The organism is Methanospirillum lacunae (assembly GCF_003173355.1).
GTDB lineage: Archaea > Halobacteriota > Methanomicrobia > Methanomicrobiales > Methanospirillaceae > Methanospirillum > Methanospirillum lacunae.
Window position 1 is genome coordinate 443412 of sequence record NZ_QGMY01000002.1, and the last position, 17196, is coordinate 460607.

Here is a 17196-nt window from a genome sequence, read left to right on the forward strand (position 1 = left end):
GAAGGTTTTTAAGCTTCAGAACCGTACCATATGAGAATGATCAGGAACAGGTGGGCGTTCCTCCTTATATTTTTTCTCCTTTTCGGAGCTTCTCATACGCTTGCCGCAGAGCCTGAAACGCATGGATATATCGATATCCACAATGTTACGATCTTCTTGAAACCGGGATATGCTGATGTGCATGTCACGTATACTCTGGATGATGCATTCAGGTTTCTCATCCTCATGTTCGGAGAGAACGACGTGAAGAATCGTCTCTTTTCGATGCTTAACTTTGAAAATGCTACACTTGTCCGGATGGATTATGATTCTGCAGATCTCAAGGTGTATGATACAAAACCTGTGTATGGCGATGGTCTGTACTGGTTCCCTGCTCATCAATTTGGAACAACAATTCCAAACCTGACAATCATATCAAATCAGTCCACCCAGTATTTGCAGAACGTATCAAAAATTCCGAGCGGGATTGTATATTATTAATATTGATCGAAGGGTGGTTTAATGGCAGATGACCTGATCAGTCTCACACTCTTTACCTTATCTTCAATCCTCATTGTGGTTGACCCTATTGGAGCGATGCTTGTTTACCACTCCCTGACAGGTCATATGGAACCACAAAACCGGAAAAAGGTTGCTATTTCTGCATGCCGACTCTCAACGGTGGTTCTCCTTTTCTTCACAATATTTGGATCAAGCCTTCTGGCATTGTTTGGGATTACGATTGAGGCATTTACAATAGCAGGCGGGGTCCTGCTCTTTGGGATAGGAATGGAGATCGTCTACGCAAAAACATCCCGGGCCAGAATGACTGAAGCAGAAAAACATGAGAGTATCGAAGCTGAAGAGATTTCATCCATGCCACTTGCATTCCCCATGATTGCCGGGCCTGGCACTATCACTACAGTTATCGTTCTCTCAAAAAATGTTTCACTGATATCAGAGCCGGTACGTCTTGTGATCATCCTGGGTTCTGTTATAATGACAATGACACTTACCTATCTGTTACTGGTCTCTTCAGAACAATTTACAAGCAGGATTGGACAACGAGAATACAGGGTGGTTAGCAGACTCATGGGAATTTTACTTATGGCTATTGCAGTTCAATTCCTGATTAATGGGATCTCAACGGCCTTCCCATCTCTTATTAAGTAATATCTCGGATATAGTAATCGAAAAAAATTAGGCCGGAAATGCTTCCTGGCCCATCTCTTCATAACACTGCTTAAACAGTTCACGGGTCTCAAGAGCTTCATCACGGTTCAGTTTCTGGATTGCAAAGCCCACATGCACCAGAACAAAGTCTCCAATAATAACATCTACGAGATCAATCCGGATTTCCTGTTTAAGTCCTCCAAAGTCAACAAGTGCAATATTTCCTTCTTTTATCTCAATTATTTCTGCTGGAACGGCTATACACATAGATAAACCTCGGATCAGATCTGCTGGAATATTATTCCAGGTACAGTCTTCAGATTTTTGCTCTGTAACGATATATACCTGATTATCCTGGGTTCAAGTCAAAATTCAATAACCGAATCTTAACAATTTCAGTGTCTCATTTGTATGTGTCTGAAATAACAAAAGAAGGGTTTTTAATCTTTTAGATATTGATCCAGGTCAAAGAGAAGGAAGAGATCGACATCTGCACTCGACCCGACCCCTATCTCAAATGGGTCATCCATATCCTTGATAAGGAAGAAGAGTCCGGTAATCATGGCTGTAATCGCTGCGATAAGGAGTACACTTTCAATCAGCGAATCACTCTTGATAAACAGAAGGATTAGGATTACAAAAGTGATTGCCATTTCAGATATCGCGTACGCAGCTGGAATGAAATCTGTATCTTTGATCTGCTTGATGCGGTTGAATGTCCTGTCAATGGTGGTTAACTCATTACGCATCTTTACAAGAATTGGTGGCGCCACATTTTCCAGAGAAAGTGTAGAAATATCCCGGTTTATTTCTTGAGTCACATCATTTAGTGATGTCAGGTCCCAGGTATTTAATCGAAAGTTTGATACAACTTCTTTGTGGAGGTTTCTTATGTGGGACTTAAACTGGTCAATAACTTCCTGTTTCACGGTAGGAAACATATAAGAATCAAGGTACAGGGATTTGATTGAGGCTGCTAGTTCACTTGGAATCTTCTCACTTTCTTTGTAATCTGTGAGTGTTCCTGTAAATATCACCGCAATAGTGAATATCACTCCTGTTACCAGGGCAGATGTTATGGAATTGATGGTAATTACATCAAGATTGTAATAATCAATGATGACTCTGGCAATGATTAAAATCAAAACGAGGCAGAAGCTTTTGATTAAGAGCTGCCATTTTCTCTTCAGCATCTTCATATCTCAGGTTTCTATTTTTGATAGTATAGGGATATTCCTACATCAGTATTTGAAAAAGGGTAGTGATTATTTAATCTCTTTTTCTGCAACTGATTCGATTGGATCGGTCCAAGTTGACCCGTTCAGGTACGCATCAAGATTGTTGATATCTACAACTGTTGAAGGCGTCTCCAAATACATCGGTACCTGTTCACCATTAAGAATTTTTACTGCCTGTTTGACAACAGTGCTCCCCATCTTGTATGGATACACACCGAGGGTTGCAGTCATAGTGCCGTTTCTTATCATATCTAGCGTTGGGGTATTTCCATCAATGCCTATACAGAGTAGATCTGAATTCACTTTTTTACCACGATCTAAAACTGCCATTGCTGCTCCTATTGCCATCTCATCGTTGTTACCATAAAAGATACTAAGGTCTGGATGATCCTTGAGCGCCTGAAGTGCAATAGTCTTTGCCGTATCACGATCCCATCCTGCTACTTTCTGATCTGCAATGGTTATTCCATGACTTTGGGTAAGTCCGGTAATGAATCCTGCAGTTCGTTGATCAGCATGAAAACCAGGAAGTCCACGAAGGATGAAAACCTTACCCTGGATGGTGTCTGGGGCCTCATTTTTCTTCTCTGCGAGAATCCTGGATGCGTATGATCCAAGTTCGGCTGAGCCTGTATACTGGTTGTACCCAATGTACTCAGAAATATTCATTTTCTGGGCCGGAGTCAGGGTGTTGTAAAGGACTACCGGAATGCCTGCCTCAGTAGCTGCCTTAATCTCCGGGGTAAGAGCAGATGTATTCAGTGTGTTGAGACAAATTATCCTTGCGTTTCTATTGATGAGATCCCACATGGCCAGTTTCTGTGATGTAATATTCTCTTCAGAATCAGGGGGTATTGTTATTACAGTCCAATTATGGTTTGCAGCTTCATCAATGACTCCCTTTATCAGTTCCTGATGGAATGGGCTGGTGTTTCCGGATGGGATGAGTCCAAGAATCGTTTGTTCTGTTGAATTTTGATTAACAGGAGTTTCTCCAGGACAGATAGCCGGTATAATGAGCAGAACAAGGATACATGTAAAAAGTGCGGATATACTATATCTCACTGACATAGATCATGGTTAGCAATTGGAGGGAAATAATTATGTTTATGCCAAAGAACGATGGATTCCATTACAACAAAAAGAATTTTAATAATCATTTATAAGAAGAAACCTCTTCAATTCCCATTTCAAATCTTATTATGCAGATGATACAAATTATATGCACGGCTTCAATGAATGATCTCTTTCTTCTCCGGTTTTCGAAAAACACCCCTGGATTATCAGACTGGTATCTCATCTACCATCCTCTTGGAATTATTCTTGAGTCCAGGATTTGAGAACCTGTTCTAGGATTCCCTGCCTGTAGTATTTATCCTACAATCCGAACGTGAATTGTTCACGAATTATTAAAAAATACGTTATACATGAATACAACAACCTTGACATGGCTCAGCATCTGGGCTGTTTCTATAATTACTCTGTCTGGTATCGGAATTGTCACTGCCGGAAATATTCCCGATAATGAATGGAGTCTCAATCTTTCTGGTAATCATCAGGAATACATTACTCAGGAAGAATACGAACAAAGTATCAACGTTGAACAGACGTCCAATTATTTTTCATCAGTTGTTGATGAGAAAGGGCAGGTCTGGGATGGCATGCCACTCTGGCGACTGACTAACCGGGTGAATGATACTGGTAATCTGGCATACTTGGTAACTGTAACCGGCACTGACGGCTCAACTATTACATTGCCAGGGTCTGAAATAGCAGGCAATGATGCTTTCATCCTGGCAAATACTAAAAATGGCGAGCCTATTGAGCAGGGTGATCCATCATATCCCCTGGTGCTTGCAGGCAGAAATTTACCTGCTGAGGAGATGATATCTGGCGTCTCATCGCTCACTCTGACTCCATCAGATTCTATATAATCACTTTTTTCAGAGCATGAACAGATTGCCATCCCTTTTTAGACGGGACCTGGAATCTTTATATGCTGGAAGCATTTCTTCGACAAGTTTCCAGTATCTGGCTGAATGGTTGGGATGTAAAATATGACAGAGTTCATGGACAACTACGTATTCAATCAGATCTGGAGGTGCCATGGCTAGTCTGATATTCAGAGTAATCCCCCGTGGAGTACAGAGACCCCAGTGTGTCTTTTGTTCCCCATATTTTATTCTTGGCTGCTGAATACTGAGTCTTGATGACCACCTGATTACCATCTCTTGTGAGATCTTTTCGAGTGTTTGTGTAAGGATTTTTTTGTACCCTCGTTTTACAAGTTCACGGGCTGATACAGGAGTAAGACCATCAGGGATTTTTACAATAATTTTTCCATCAATGAACCAGGCATCAGAACTGTCTCCACCGGTAAGAACTGATAGATGTACTTCTTTTCCGAGAAGTGGCAAAAGGTCACCATCTGTATAATCCCTGATTGGAGGCCTAGGTCTGCTGTTATCTGTAATCTTTTTCAAAATCCAGTCAGCTTTCTCTGTGACAAATTTGTGAATGAGGTTTGAATTGGTATTAGGAGGTGCAACTACCTCAACAGAAGCATCAGCAAGGATCTTCAATACGATCCGTTTAGCCCTGTCACTTCTCCTGATATTATAGAGAATTGTTCTGCCTTCCACTGTAATTGAATCATTTGAGTCTGCATTCCTATTGATAAGGTCAGTTCTCCCAATTTTCTCTGCTATCCAGGTCTTACTTGATTCCAGAAATGAAGAAAGATCAGAATGAGAGTATCCGGGAGGAACAATCACTGTTATCTGAAGTACATGATTTATCTTAAGTGTCATCCCCTTTGCACGGGGATTAATTTTAATCCTGTATGGAACTTCTTCATCTCCAATGCGAAGATTCTTACAATCTGTTGCGGTATTTTGGTCAGGTTTTATTGCCGGAATCCTGAATAGTTTCTTCCCGTCGCGTGTAACAATCCTGTGGATTTCGTCTGCAGAAAGTGATGAATGCGCAATAAAAATGAATTCTCCTGCTTCTGATACTTCAGTAGAAAAGCGTGAGATTTCCCGATCATATTTAACAGAATAATGATATGACACTCCGTCAACCTGGAATGAATCTGAAAAGTTATCAGGAAGAGGAGGATGTGAAAAACCAGGAAGGGGAATCTGCATAGATTTATTTACCGTGGTTTCTGTCCGCTAGCGATAAGATTGTATGCAAGATATGGAATCTTTTCTTCGATAAACGGTTCGACCCGCTTGGCTATTGAGAAGAGTGGATCTGCAAAGGTGAAATGCGCAAAAGAGCACCTGTATATTGATATATCTGTAAAACCTGCCGCTTCAAAGAGTTCGTGCATCTCCTGGGCAGTATAATAGTGCTCTATAAAATTTCCGACACCAACCCTGCGGATCTTCATCTTTTCCCCAATTGTGAACAGAGCTGGCAGACTTGATGTAAAAACATTTTTCCCCAGTGTGCAGACTGCCAGTCTTCCACCAGGTTTTAATATTCTTAAACAATCTTCGAGGGTTTTATCCGGTTTTGTCAGGTAAGAAAAGGCGAGAAGACTTGAGATTGAATCAAATGAATTCTCGCTGAATGGGAGGAATTCTGCATTTCCCACCAGGAACTGCTCTGATGGAAAAATCGTGGTTGCACGTTTGATCATTCCTGAACTGATGTCTATACCGGTTACTCTGCCCCCATGTTTCAGAAATCTTCTAATAAAAAGCCCGGTTCCACATCCAATATCAAGGAGTTCTCCCCCGGTACCGATCTGATCCAGTACTCCCTGGGAGATATGATCGTAGTACTGTCTTCCCCTTTCCCGATGATCGTATCGCTGATCATATACATCAGCGATATCATCATAATGGGATTGTACTCTTTGTTCGCTTTGTTCTGCTGATTTCACAAAAAGACCTCTCCGACTATCTTTGCAGCAAGGGCGTTCATTTGCAGGTATTCATTTCCAGCATGAGTGATGATGTAATCGGTATCAGCGATACTCGAGATAATATCTGGGTGATAATATTCACGCCGTACAATCAGCATCAGTTCCTGTAGCACCTCGCGGGCTGAAAGACCGTATTCGATCATCAGACCTTCGAGACGTCGCTGGGCAGTGGCGATATCTTTGGATTGCATTGCAATGAACGCTGCAGCAGCAATTTTTCTGGTTTCTCCCTCGTCAAAAGTCGCAGGTGTGATTTCTGTTCCTGTGCCAACCCGTACCTGAAGATACATGATAGCTTTACGCAGATCTCCCCCGGCAGCAGCAACAAGAATGCCGAGTTCCTCATCATTTACGGTATCAGTGGCGCCCATTGTCTGGAGGATCTCTTTAAGTCTGGCTAGAATCTGCTCCCTGGAAAGGGGTATAAAGAAGAGTGGAAGACATCGTGAACTAATTGGAGGAATTACTGATGATGCCTGTGTTGTGCAGAAGACAAATCTGCATGTCCTGCTATACCGTTCCATAATTCTGCGAAGAGCATGTTGTACATCCTGTGAAAGGGTATGGGCATCTTCAAACCAAAGAACCTTAAATTCTGCGTTTATGGGTCTGATGGATGCGTATGAGTTTATTGCATGTTTCAGATTTGAGAGAAAGGATTCATCAGGTTTATAGAGATGCATGAATCTCTCATCAGTTTCAAGATATGATCTCCCACGCTCCATCAGGTCTGCAGTCTGAAAGATAGTGACATTGTCCAGCCAGGAATCACCGTAGAGTTTCTTCAATGTTGCTTCTACAGCGATACTTTTTCCTGTACCGTGCGGTCCGGTTACAAGCAGGTGAGGAAGCATTTGGCTATCTGCAAACTTTCGGAGGACTTCTATAACCCGCTCCTGACCGATGATCTGGTCAAGATCTATGGGCCTGAATTTTTCAATCCAGAAGGTCATCCAGTCTACTCCGTATTGTCATGATAGCATCCTGAAGGTATCTCTTCCCATCTGGATTCTTGGTCAGTTTTTCGGCTTCCTCCTGATTCATAGTTTTGAAGGCTGACGTTATGGCTGGAACAGCTCTGGTAACCTCGTCGATGATTGGAAGTGTTGCGGTTTTTGCAGTCCGGGATAGTGGATTAAGATCGATTGCTATTACCTTCTTTCCCATTGAAACTAGTGCTTCGGCCCTGTCTCCATCTTCAAGTGGGACAAGAATAAGATCAGCGGCAGCCATGCCGTTTACATGACAGAGGCCCCTGTCATGATCGAGAGAAATAAACCTCTCAACCGGACCATTAAGCACTTGACATCCGGCATCTTCAAGGATTCGGGTGATAGCCGCAACTCTCTCTTCAGTACGATGAAAGAGATTTACCTCGACGATTGCTCCAGAAGCCTTCTGAAGATCAGCAATTGCCTGGGCACACAAAGCTGCTGTGTTACCATTGACCGATATAACCGGATGGCGGGCCGTCTTTAGAAGTGCAGCAGCCACCCGCTCTGCTTCAGCAGCACTGGCACTGGTCTTCTCACCAAGGAGGTAATCAAAAGCTTCACCCCTTCCATGAGCAGTAAGTCCTTCAAGTGCTACAACTCCTGACCGGGCAGCTTCTGCCATTTGTTCACGGGTTACCAGAGAACGATATCGCGGGTGACTTTCCGGTATCATGGCAGTACCTCCATAATCCGGGGCCCGGTATGAGATATTTGCAGGGAATAAGTCTCCCCATACCGATTGAGGAGATCCTTTGCACGTTCTCCAAGTGCAAATATTCCGTTTCCGAGCATTGTCATACTTACCGGGATATTATTGGCATCACAGTCGATTAGGACTTTCTCTATATCGGGAGAGATGAGTCCGGATGCTTCAGCAAAACTTCGTGAACAAGCGAAAAATCCTATGAGAGTGTCAGGGTCTGTTTTTGGAAACGCATCAGTGATCCTGTTCATCATTTCTGGTGATGAAAGGACTGATTCTGTTTTCAAAGGGCTCAAGGTGATTGCATGAATTGTCTGATCATCCTTATATCTGAGTATCTCTGCCATGATCCCCGGTCCTTTCCTTACAACCCATCCGCCTCCCTGACAGGCTGCCACATCGCCAAGTCCGGTACGGAAAGCGACCTCAACCTGATGAGCCTGCATTGCACATTTTTCAGGAGAAAGACCAAGATCAAAAAGCTGGTTAACTGCATGAACTGTTGCAAGTAAGGCAGCAGCAGAAAGGCCATATCCCGAAGAAAGGGGGAGTGTACAAAACGTTTTGATTGATGCGGTAAGCCCAAGATTTTGCATAAGGTGCTTTATTACCGGTGAATTGTCAGATACTACCTGTGATGTATCCCGGCTAGTTTTCAATACCTGGATAGTTGTCTCTTCTGCCCTGGTTGCAACAACGGTAACTCCGGAATTTATGACAATACCGCCGCCACAACTTCCTGATGTTTTTGGATCTCCGGTGATCACCGGTTTAAAATATCCTGATATATGGCCTGGACAAAAGACCGTAACTTGTGACGGACTCATAATTCATGTGGCGTCAGATATCGCCGGAGAAAGGGATATGAGGTGCTTTGAGATAATCTGATTAAAAATTTCGTGTGCCACGTCTTCTTTTGAACCTGAAACACTCATCGTACCTAAACGGTCTACCAGATCATATCTTCCTTCTTTCGACCCCAGGTTCTCTGGCTTGTTTGCAGCAACCAAAGTAATCCCCCTGCTTAAAAGTGACTGAGCATCATGAACACTCTCTTCACCGAGCTTAAAGGCAACTGTAAAACCTGCTTTTATGATTGCTTTGTCAAGGATCTTTGGGAGGGGATGCAGGGTAAGGACAGGATTCCGACCTGAAGGAATCTTTCCCTGGTACTTGACAGGTGCGTAATCAGAAACCGCTGCCGCACTGATAAAGATGTCAGTATGATGAGAGTCCAGCTCCTGCATAACTGCCTGTAACATAGAATCTGCAGAAGAAGTCTGAATATTTCTGAATCCTGGAAGGATATCACGGTGGATTATCGTGACATCTGCTCCGAGTCGATATGCAGCCTTAGCAAGTTCCTGTCCCATGAGCCCGGACGATCTGGTCGTGAGAACTCTTATATCATCGACAGGTTCCTCACATCTCCCGCTTGTGATAACGATGTGTCTTCCAGCTAATGGTTTACCGCAAAGTTCCCGTTCGCATGAGAGTACTATTTCATCAACAGGTGCAATCTTAGCTTTTCCCTCCTCAATTTTTGGACCCACAACCTGAATGCCCCATGACTTGAGTGTTTCAAGGTTTTGCATCACTGCAGTATGGCGGAACATGGCGTGGTGCATGGCAGGAACGATGATGATCGGCATTTTACTTCCAAGTGCAGTTGTTGTACAGGTGGTAACCGGGGTGTCATCTATTCCACATGCAATTTTTGAGATAGAGTTTGCAGTACAGGGGGCGATGAGCAGGAGGTCGGCGACATGTTCGTCCCCGCAATATTTGACATGTTCAACCATTCCGCTAATTCTGACAATGGTTTCATGGTTACAGGCATACGTTAGGGCATCAGGGTGAATGATCTGTGTTGCTGCTCCACTCATTACTGCCTGCACTTCTGCTCCACGACGCCGGAGAGCATGGGCGAGTTTTATTGTTTCTACCGCGGCAATACTTCCGGTCACTGCGAGAAGGATGATCTTTCCCTTGAGTAGGTTCATTCTATCACCACGTCTGCGACCAGATGCCAGGTTCGCGGTCCTGCCTTCTTGACTTTGTGTACGGTAATATTGGCATCCAGCGAAGAATCATGAAGGATATTTTTGATCTCATCTGAACGATCGCCAAGCATGTGCACGTGGAGAATAGTTTCCTTATGGACATGCCTGAGTGCTTGATCCAGAAATGTGACTGCCTCAAAGTGGCCCATGTGGATCCGGTCATACACTCCTGAGAGAAGGTTTCGGCAATCCCCATTATCTGCTCTTATTTTCCCGGTAAGTCCATTCAGTGTCGTGTTCTGTTCTAAATATTTAAATGAAACAGGATTGATCTCCATTGCATGAACCCGGGCTCCTGCTCTTGCCATTCCGAGAGAAAAATAGCCGATTCCTGCAAACATGTCAGCCACGGTTTCTCCGGGGTGAATCATCTTTGATATTCGTGTCTTTTCTTCCCGGTTTCCCTGGGAAAACATGACCTGTTCAATATCTAAACGGTAGATGATTCCTGATTCACGATGGGTAACCTCTCCTCCGGATCCTTCAATCCGTAATATATGAGGTTCCCTGGTAACCCCTTCATGCCCGGAGATCCAAAAGATTCCTCTGGGTTTCTCCAGAGTTTTAACATCATTCACCTCATCAAGGGTCGGATAGGCTCCATGAAAGATCACCACGTCGCCAAGTTTCTGGTATCCTCTTCCTGATCGCCTGCGTGAAGGAAGCATATGGGTAGACGGAAATCCCTCCCTGACTGGGACGTATGCTCCTTCTGCTGTGATAAAAGGTCGTCTGGTCTGGTCTACCCATGATTCTGTCATGAGAACAGCCATATCTGTAAGTGGAACCAGCCTGGTCTGCATCATACTACTATTGTGCGTTCGCTGTCACGCAGAATTCGGACTGAATCACCGACTTCCGGGTGACGCCATGAGACTCTGCTGATCTCTTCAGTCTTTCCTGATTCGGGATCAAGAATGCCTATAATTCCTGAATCCTGATATATGACAGAAAAGACGGCAGCATCTCGAACATTAGCCACAAATCTTGAAGGAGTTGATTCCGGGATTGTTCTGGGGATGCCGGTTTTGAGATCGAGGTACGTGAATGTTTTGTTTTCCTGATGTAGAATCTCGCCGTATGTATTGCGAACGGCAATTACATCTCCACGCTGTAATTTCGGTAATCTGACAGCATAGGTAATCCGGTAGAGTTTCTGTCCGTTCTTCTCTCCGACAAGCGTCGGATGCAGAGAAAATCGACCCCCGAGCCGTTTTGTAATCTCACGTGAGATCTGTTCTCCGATTGCCTGTGAACCGACAACGATATCCAGGCCTTCACGTCCTTCATCAAATCTGGTGATAAATGAAAGGCGTTCACCATCATTTTGCATCTCGGTCTCGACCTGAACGGCAATTCGTTGTGACTCTTCCTGCTCCTCAGTGGTTGCTTTTCTTCCATCTGCCCGAATCTGAACTACTCCTTCGTAGTAGTTCCCATGCTGACGGTTACACCGGTCGCATGATTCGTTCTGCCAGACGATCTCAAGTGAACAGTATCCCTCAAGATTTTCATCATACAGGGTCCCAGAAAGTTCAAGATCTGCATATGTCCGGTTGATGCTGAGATGATCTAACTTAACTGAAATGCTCGGTTTTTTTACATCCTGATGAAATTTTATTGCAGATATTGCAGCGTCCTCTTCCAGATCCTCACGTTCACGTGATGAATCTCCCCATCCTGCACTCGTCTTTATCGAACCGCAGCCTCCACACCTGGTAATGAAAACCCGGGGTTCACAAACATACCAGGGAATCTCTCCTGTTAAACATTTACCGCAGAGGCTTCCATCTTTTGATGGTCCTCCGCATTTGGGACATATTGCGTCGTGTAGATCCATAATTTCAGAAAGAATAATCAGAGTATAATTGCATGGGGAACTCCGGCGATCATCCTGCATGAATCCTCGTCAATAAATCCATGACTGATTGCAAGACTGATGCACCGTTCTCCAAACATATTGATATTTTCACAATCACGTAATGCTGCAAGAATTTCCTCTTCAGTTGCCAGATGACTACCAAAGAATTCAGGACTTATTACCACATTCAGGTCTCCTTCACTCAGTGTTTTGCCCAGCAACTCATGGTCGCAGATCCCTACAACCTCATGACAGCCGGCTGACCGGTGAATCCTGATATACATCTGGTATATATGAACTGGCTGAACACGTAAAATCATTCCCTCAGTAAATAAAAAATGAGTCTTTATACTGATGACAACTTCAATTAAAAAATTGAAATTGGATTATCATGACTGATGTCGTCTACAATTCATATCCTGATCTCAACCCCATATACCTGTTCAGGGGTCTCCTGATGAATCCTGAAGATATCTTCTTCAGTGATTTTTCCAGCCTGAAGAAGACTGGTTGTCTGTCTGGGAACTGATCTGGGTCCCATCACAGCTCCCGGACGTTCATTCTCATCCATATAATCACTCTCCATTGTGAATCGTCTCTTAGCCAAACAGAGTTCGGGTATGCTTTCATGTTTGGCCACAAGAGAAGGCATCAGAGGGGTTTCTGGTGATCCGAAATGTTTTATCACATGCAAAGGATCCATCCCTGCTGATTTTGCCATCTGCACAACATCATCGCACGGACCGGTCTCGGCATGGATCTGGACGGCACATCCTAATTCTCCTCCGAGGGTGAGAGCATGGGAGAGGATTTCGTTGGATGCAACAAGTATCTCCGGTGAAGTCTCGTAATGTGGCCTCCCACTTTTGAGCCCGATGGCCTTTCCTTCTCGTACATATGTTGCAGCGCAGTCAAGACCTTCTTTCATAACCATGGTCGCCTCTCCGAGAGTGAGTCTTGGAGTCAGCACGGTGATCTCGGCGGGATGGACACCGAGAAGAGGAAAGACGACAATGCCCTGTTCTTCTATCTGTTTAGCAATCTCCAGCGTCTCATCAAAGACTGCTGAATATTCTTTTCCAGAAGAAGGGTGAACATCAAGCGACCAGGAAGGTTTAGTTACCAGGCAGATATGAGTCCCTCCTGATCGTTTGAAGTCTTTTATTGCATCAATACCGCGACCATTTCTTGGATCTATATGGATATGATCATCAAGAACTGGAAACTTCGGAGTCTTCATCGATCCACTCGATTCTCATCATTGGATATTCGCCTTCCCGTGAGAGTGATACGTGACAGGTTGCCTGGTTTACTCTGACTGTCATCTCAACGTCCAGCATCAATCCTGCCAGTTCACTGTATCCGAAAGAGTTCGGGACCATCGCTTCGCGATCTAGATCCACACTGATCTCAGTGACATATGGCTGTTGAATATGAGCGTTTTCAATAGCATGCTCCAGAGAGCCGGCTGATTCCCGTGAAACAGGCGTTCCCACCCACTGGTGATACAGAGCTCCCAGTTTGATCCCTGCCTCAAATGCTGCACGTTCTCTGTCAGAGATCATGGTCCCTCTTATTTAAAAGTAAAAACTTGTGATTATCGAAGTTCATAAGCACAACTCCAGATTTTATAGTAGTTTATACGGTTGTATTCCCCGGTATATAAGAAACGATGAATGAATCATACCAGGGAATTAACTCTGGTGAGTTCTGTTCCACTCTTATATTAGTTTAATAACTCCATGCTTGGGTTCCATCGCCTCTCCTGATCTGAGCATTGATCTGATCTGTTTGTCAACCTCATCCTTGTCAAAGCCCTGGGTTCGGACCCGTTCGATAACATCCTCGATATGGGCACGTCCGTTGTCATCAGCAGTATCCCTGATTACCTGCTTGATGGTTCTTATCAGATCGCGCTTCCCTTTGGATACTCCGGTTGCAACCATATCAATATCAAAGGAACCGCTTGAAGGGTCGTACGCAACCTGACGAAGACAGGTATCGATAATTCTTATTGTCCGATCTGAATCGCTCTTTTCTATAATTGGTGAAAGCCTGATTTTTGCACTTGACTCCGCCAGTCTGATGATTGCTTCGAGTTGACGGGCAGTGACCGGGACGGGTTTGTTTGCATCCGCAAGGTCACGCAGTTTCATATAATACTGGATGAGGGCTTCACGTGCCTCGGTTCCAAGACGTGGGAAGCAGTTACGCTTTGCATATGCTACATATTTTCTAAAGATCGTTGGATCTATTTCCGGTGTTACTGGTTTTAACTGCTCGGCGATATATTCGTCAGTAACACCATCTATCGGAGTCCGGCTATGCTGAGCTATCAATTCTCCAACACTGTGTGCCTTGATCATATGCTCTGCAATAGCGAGATCACGCTCATGTTCAGGCTTGTCTGCCAGAACGAAGATCAGATCGAAACGTGAGAGTAGAGATGGGGGCATGTTGATCTGCTCACCGATAGGAGCAAAATCGTCAAATCTTCCGTATTTAGGATTTGCTGCACCAAGCAGGGCACATCGTGATTTGAGGGTGGCTGTAATTCCTGCCTTTGCGATAGAAATGGATTGCTGCTCCATCGCTTCGTGTAATGCAGAGCGATCGTTCTTGTCCATCTTATCCATTTCATCCACGCAGGCAACACCCATATCTGCAAGCACGAGTGCTCCAGCTTCAAGTGTCCATCTGCCATCTCCAAATTCATCCTTGACAGCCGTTGCAGTCAGACCTGCAGCGGTAGATGACTGTCCGGAAGTATAGATTGCTCGCGGAGAGAGTTTGACCACGTACCTGAGCATCTGAGACTTGGCGATACCGGGATCTCCGATAAGGAGCACATGGATATCACCCCTGAGTCTGGATCCGTCAGGCATCTCTTTCGCAATACCACCGAAGAGCTGAAGAGCGATCGCCTCTTTTACATCATCTACTCCGAAGATGGTAGGAGCGATAGAATGAGCGATCTTCCGGTAGATCATCGGGTCCTGAGAGAGTGCAATAATCTCCTTCTCATCCTCTTCGCTGATGTTGACTTCTTCGAACTCTTTTTCTGCTACTTCAATCGAATTACACTCGATGTAGATATCAAAGATGGTGGACTTTGTTCCGTACGAATTACGCTGTATGGACCTCAGTATCCCGTTGATGACAATCCTGTCACCGGCTGTGACGATGCCGGTTATATCATCTATTGCATCCACATCGATGGTCTGTGGCTGCTCTCCACCACGAAGTCCCTCTGGTGATTCCTGGATACGGAGTTTCTGTGAATCGACAAAACGGGAGAATCGGGGGATTAGTTCTAATTTTTTCTGGGTACAACCGTCGGCTGAACATCCATCAGGTTCAATGAATGGACCATATCCCTGTGCTTTTACTGTCCTGTGTCCTGATGGGCATCTAAAAACTGCGAGTGTGATCCTGGGTCTGACTTCAGTTGTTTTTCGCAGAATTCCCTCAACACTTATCATCTGCCCGATATGGTCTGACCTGATCTCTCTGATTGCGATTTTGCGTGGGAGTGAGAGGAATCGTATGTTGATATCGATTGGGTCTTTCTCTTTTTTTACCTTAATGAGCCGATGATTCCGAATAGCATCTCTGATATCCCCTATAACCTTCCCTGGGTTCTCAAGAAGTTCATCAGCCATCTGGGTACCGGTTTTCCCAAAACTCTCAATATCATGGTAATTTATGTAGAGAGAACGCCGAAATGGGTACTCACGTGATATCTCATCAAGTTCTTTTTTATACCGGCTTTTCAGGAATTTGTGCCAGTCTGCATCCCTGTCTGTTATCTCAATCTCGTCACTTGTTGTTTCAGAAGTCATAGTTGATGAAGAGTCCAATAATACTCAGCTCTATGGGCTGATATCTTTCATTAGTAAAGATGAAGATGAGAGAAAATATTGGAAAAAAAATTAGGTTTGTATCAGGCGATATGAATCTGGTGGAATTATCAGTTCAAAGCATACACCCTCTCCTTCAATGCCAATTTCAGATATTGAGATATGGGTAATCGAGAGGATCTCTCTCACAAGAAATAGGCCAAGTCCAGTGTTTTTTCCAAAGCCACGCTTAAAGATTTGTTTTTTTTCTGAATCGGATATTCCTGATCCGTTATCTTTTATAAAAACGTGAAGCGCATTTTCATCGGTTTTTGCAGATATACTGATACAACTTACATTACCACCATGACGAACAGAATTTTCAAACAGATTATAGAAAACCTTTTCAATAAGAGGATCAGCAAATATTTCATACCTGCTTGCTTCAGAGCTAATGGAGAGTTCGATCTCCTGTGATCTTGGAAATGTTATGGATTTTACTATACTCAGAGGTTTCCAGACTGCACCATATGTTCCAAGTTCTTCATAGAGTTTAGTGAACTCTATCTGATTAGCGAGTTTTGAAAAAAGATCTGTTTCCTTTATAAGATATTTTTTAAAGGCAGGATCTTTGCTGTCAAGTTCGGCAAGATCATGGTAACCCAGAATTGCCATAAGTATATTCTTCATGTCATGTCTGGTGATTGAGGAGAGGAGATTCAATTTAGTATTTGCCTGTGATAGTGCTTCTTCGATTCGTTTTCGCTCCGATATTTCATGGTTCAAATCATCATTGGCTTTCTGGAGGATTTCATTGGTTTCGCTTAACTGATCTATCAATGCAGCTAGTCGATCCTTGGTTTCCACTAACTCGCTATTTTTCTGAATCGCGATCTCGTATGTGGAAAGGAGAATATTGAGGATCTGAAGCCGGTTGGATGTGATAAAATGGCGTTTTCCTGCGAAATACACCTCTATCCCAATGTTCATCGTCTCGCTCTGCTGGAGATACCTGTTTGCGATTATGATTTCGATTCGGGAGAGGAGATACTGATTTTCATATGGCTTGATGATAAAATTATCAGCACCACATTCCAGACCCTGGATTACATCCTGGGGGTCATAGAGCTGAGTAACCAGAATTACCGGAATAGAAGATGTATTAGGATCTTTTTTTAGTTTCTTACAAAGTTCATATCCACTAATTCCTGGCATTACGATATCGGTTAAAATAATTGAAGGCCTTTGACTTGCAAGTACTTCAAGTGCCTCTTCACCGCTGTTTGCAACAATTGCAAGATATCCGGCAGATTCCAGTAAATGCTGGAGAATTGATGCTTGGGTTTTACTATCCTCTACGATCAGAATGGATATCTCTGAATGTGGGAGTGATTCCATCAAAAAATCC

The 17196-nt window shown here is 43.9% G+C and carries 19 protein-coding genes; 3 read left to right on the plus strand and 16 right to left on the minus strand.

The features are described from left to right. The first annotated feature begins 36 nt into the window (after positions 1–36). Positions 37–480: a hypothetical protein gene (locus DK846_RS02480; protein ID WP_146201101.1), complete on the plus strand. Its 444-nt coding sequence runs from the start codon at positions 37–39 to the stop codon at positions 478–480. A gap of 21 nt (positions 481–501) precedes the next feature. After that, positions 502–1152, plus strand: a complete 651-nt coding sequence (locus DK846_RS02485; protein ID WP_109967323.1) for a MarC family protein — start codon at positions 502–504, stop codon at positions 1150–1152. 27 nt (positions 1153–1179) lie between these two features. Here the strand turns inward: DK846_RS02485 and DK846_RS02490 are convergent, their stop codons facing one another. From DK846_RS02490 to DK846_RS02500, 3 genes are all read right to left on the minus strand, one after another. Further along, positions 1180–1419: a HypC/HybG/HupF family hydrogenase formation chaperone gene (locus tag DK846_RS02490; RefSeq protein ID WP_109967324.1), complete on the minus strand. Its 240-nt coding sequence runs from the start codon at positions 1417–1419 to the stop codon at positions 1180–1182. Between the two features lie 173 nt (positions 1420–1592). After that, a complete protein-coding gene (locus DK846_RS02495) occupies positions 1593–2345 on the minus strand; it encodes a hypothetical protein (protein WP_109967325.1) in 753 nt (250 codons plus the stop codon). 72 nt (positions 2346–2417) lie between these two features. Continuing rightward, positions 2418–3461, minus strand: coding sequence for a sugar ABC transporter substrate-binding protein (locus DK846_RS02500; RefSeq protein ID WP_109967326.1), 1044 nt, complete (start codon positions 3459–3461; stop codon positions 2418–2420). Between the two features lie 356 nt (positions 3462–3817). Between DK846_RS02500 and DK846_RS02505 the strand changes: the two genes are divergently transcribed. Continuing rightward, complete coding sequence (locus DK846_RS02505) at positions 3818–4324, plus strand: molybdopterin-binding protein (protein ID WP_109967327.1); 507 nt, start codon at positions 3818–3820, stop codon at positions 4322–4324. A gap of 9 nt (positions 4325–4333) precedes the next feature. On the opposite strand, the gene DK846_RS02510 is transcribed toward DK846_RS02505, so the two are convergent. From DK846_RS02510 to DK846_RS02570, 13 genes are all read right to left on the minus strand, one after another. Then, the gene (locus tag DK846_RS02510) at positions 4334–5539 is read right to left on the minus strand and encodes a M48 family metallopeptidase (RefSeq protein WP_109967328.1); all 1206 of its coding nucleotides are present in this window, start codon (positions 5537–5539) and stop codon (positions 4334–4336) included. Between the two features lie 8 nt (positions 5540–5547). Continuing rightward, complete coding sequence (locus DK846_RS02515; protein ID WP_109967329.1) at positions 5548–6285, minus strand: class I SAM-dependent methyltransferase; 738 nt, start codon at positions 6283–6285, stop codon at positions 5548–5550. Next, positions 6282–7280, minus strand: coding sequence for an AAA family ATPase (locus tag DK846_RS02520; RefSeq protein ID WP_109967330.1), 999 nt, complete (start codon positions 7278–7280; stop codon positions 6282–6284). The genes DK846_RS02515 and DK846_RS02520 overlap by 4 nt, the downstream gene beginning before the upstream one ends. Continuing rightward, a complete protein-coding gene (locus tag DK846_RS02525) occupies positions 7264–7995 on the minus strand; it encodes a 4-phosphopantoate--beta-alanine ligase (protein ID WP_109967331.1) in 732 nt (243 codons plus the stop codon). Before DK846_RS02525 ends, DK846_RS02520 begins: the two co-directional genes overlap by 17 nt. After that, the gene (locus DK846_RS02530) at positions 7992–8852 is read right to left on the minus strand and encodes a pantoate kinase (RefSeq protein ID WP_109967332.1); all 861 of its coding nucleotides are present in this window, start codon (positions 8850–8852) and stop codon (positions 7992–7994) included. The genes DK846_RS02525 and DK846_RS02530 overlap by 4 nt, the downstream gene beginning before the upstream one ends. A 3-nt stretch (positions 8853–8855) precedes the next feature. Further along, positions 8856–10028: a bifunctional phosphopantothenoylcysteine decarboxylase/phosphopantothenate--cysteine ligase CoaBC gene (coaBC, locus tag DK846_RS02535; RefSeq protein ID WP_109967333.1), complete on the minus strand. Its 1173-nt coding sequence runs from the start codon at positions 10026–10028 to the stop codon at positions 8856–8858. Further along, positions 10025–10894: a class I SAM-dependent methyltransferase gene (locus tag DK846_RS02540; RefSeq protein WP_245926433.1), complete on the minus strand. Its 870-nt coding sequence runs from the start codon at positions 10892–10894 to the stop codon at positions 10025–10027. Before DK846_RS02540 ends, coaBC begins: the two co-directional genes overlap by 4 nt. Further along, positions 10891–11988: a 60S ribosomal export protein NMD3 gene (locus DK846_RS02545; RefSeq protein ID WP_109967334.1), complete on the minus strand. Its 1098-nt coding sequence runs from the start codon at positions 11986–11988 to the stop codon at positions 10891–10893. The genes DK846_RS02540 and DK846_RS02545 overlap by 4 nt, the downstream gene beginning before the upstream one ends. Continuing rightward, positions 11946–12269 carry a DUF424 domain-containing protein gene (locus DK846_RS02550; protein WP_109967335.1) on the minus strand — a complete coding sequence of 108 codons (324 nt, stop codon included), beginning with the start codon at positions 12267–12269 and terminating at the stop codon, positions 11946–11948. Before DK846_RS02550 ends, DK846_RS02545 begins: the two co-directional genes overlap by 43 nt. A gap of 92 nt (positions 12270–12361) precedes the next feature. After that, a complete protein-coding gene (locus DK846_RS02555; RefSeq protein WP_109967336.1) occupies positions 12362–13189 on the minus strand; it encodes a TatD family hydrolase in 828 nt (275 codons plus the stop codon). Further along, positions 13161–13514, minus strand: coding sequence for a dihydroneopterin aldolase family protein (locus DK846_RS02560; RefSeq protein WP_109967337.1), 354 nt, complete (start codon positions 13512–13514; stop codon positions 13161–13163). The genes DK846_RS02555 and DK846_RS02560 overlap by 29 nt, the downstream gene beginning before the upstream one ends. A 156-nt stretch (positions 13515–13670) precedes the next feature. Beyond that, a complete protein-coding gene (locus DK846_RS02565) occupies positions 13671–15791 on the minus strand; it encodes a minichromosome maintenance protein MCM (RefSeq protein ID WP_109967338.1) in 2121 nt (706 codons plus the stop codon). 90 nt (positions 15792–15881) lie between these two features. After that, the gene (locus DK846_RS02570) at positions 15882–17186 is read right to left on the minus strand and encodes a hybrid sensor histidine kinase/response regulator (RefSeq protein ID WP_181391578.1); all 1305 of its coding nucleotides are present in this window, start codon (positions 17184–17186) and stop codon (positions 15882–15884) included. Positions 17187–17196 lie beyond the last annotated feature (10 nt).

Coding starts and splice junctions, on each gene's coding strand:
- DK846_RS02480 (WP_146201101.1), top strand. CDS start 37: ATGATCAGGAACAGGTGGGCGTTCCTCCTTATATTTTTTCTCCTTTTC.
- DK846_RS02485 (WP_109967323.1), top strand. CDS start 502: ATGGCAGATGACCTGATCAGTCTCACACTCTTTACCTTATCTTCAATC.
- DK846_RS02490 (WP_109967324.1), bottom strand. CDS start 1,419: ATGTGTATAGCCGTTCCAGCAGAAATAATTGAGATAAAAGAAGGAAAT.
- DK846_RS02495 (WP_109967325.1), bottom strand. CDS start 2,345: ATGCTGAAGAGAAAATGGCAGCTCTTAATCAAAAGCTTCTGCCTCGTT.
- DK846_RS02500 (WP_109967326.1), bottom strand. CDS start 3,461: ATGTCAGTGAGATATAGTATATCCGCACTTTTTACATGTATCCTTGTT.
- DK846_RS02505 (WP_109967327.1), top strand. CDS start 3,818: ATGAATACAACAACCTTGACATGGCTCAGCATCTGGGCTGTTTCTATA.
- DK846_RS02510 (WP_109967328.1), bottom strand. CDS start 5,539: ATGCAGATTCCCCTTCCTGGTTTTTCACATCCTCCTCTTCCTGATAAC.
- DK846_RS02520 (WP_109967330.1), bottom strand. CDS start 7,280: ATGACCTTCTGGATTGAAAAATTCAGGCCCATAGATCTTGACCAGATC.
- DK846_RS02525 (WP_109967331.1), bottom strand. CDS start 7,995: ATGATACCGGAAAGTCACCCGCGATATCGTTCTCTGGTAACCCGTGAA.
- DK846_RS02530 (WP_109967332.1), bottom strand. CDS start 8,852: ATGAGTCCGTCACAAGTTACGGTCTTTTGTCCAGGCCATATATCAGGA.
- coaBC (WP_109967333.1), bottom strand. CDS start 10,028: ATGAACCTACTCAAGGGAAAGATCATCCTTCTCGCAGTGACCGGAAGT.
- DK846_RS02540 (WP_245926433.1), bottom strand. CDS start 10,894: ATGATGCAGACCAGGCTGGTTCCACTTACAGATATGGCTGTTCTCATG.
- DK846_RS02545 (WP_109967334.1), bottom strand. CDS start 11,988: ATGCAGGATGATCGCCGGAGTTCCCCATGCAATTATACTCTGATTATT.
- DK846_RS02550 (WP_109967335.1), bottom strand. CDS start 12,269: ATGATTTTACGTGTTCAGCCAGTTCATATATACCAGATGTATATCAGG.
- DK846_RS02555 (WP_109967336.1), bottom strand. CDS start 13,189: ATGAAGACTCCGAAGTTTCCAGTTCTTGATGATCATATCCATATAGAT.
- DK846_RS02560 (WP_109967337.1), bottom strand. CDS start 13,514: ATGATCTCTGACAGAGAACGTGCAGCATTTGAGGCAGGGATCAAACTG.
- DK846_RS02565 (WP_109967338.1), bottom strand. CDS start 15,791: ATGACTTCTGAAACAACAAGTGACGAGATTGAGATAACAGACAGGGAT.
- DK846_RS02570 (WP_181391578.1), bottom strand. CDS start 17,186: ATGGAATCACTCCCACATTCAGAGATATCCATTCTGATCGTAGAGGAT.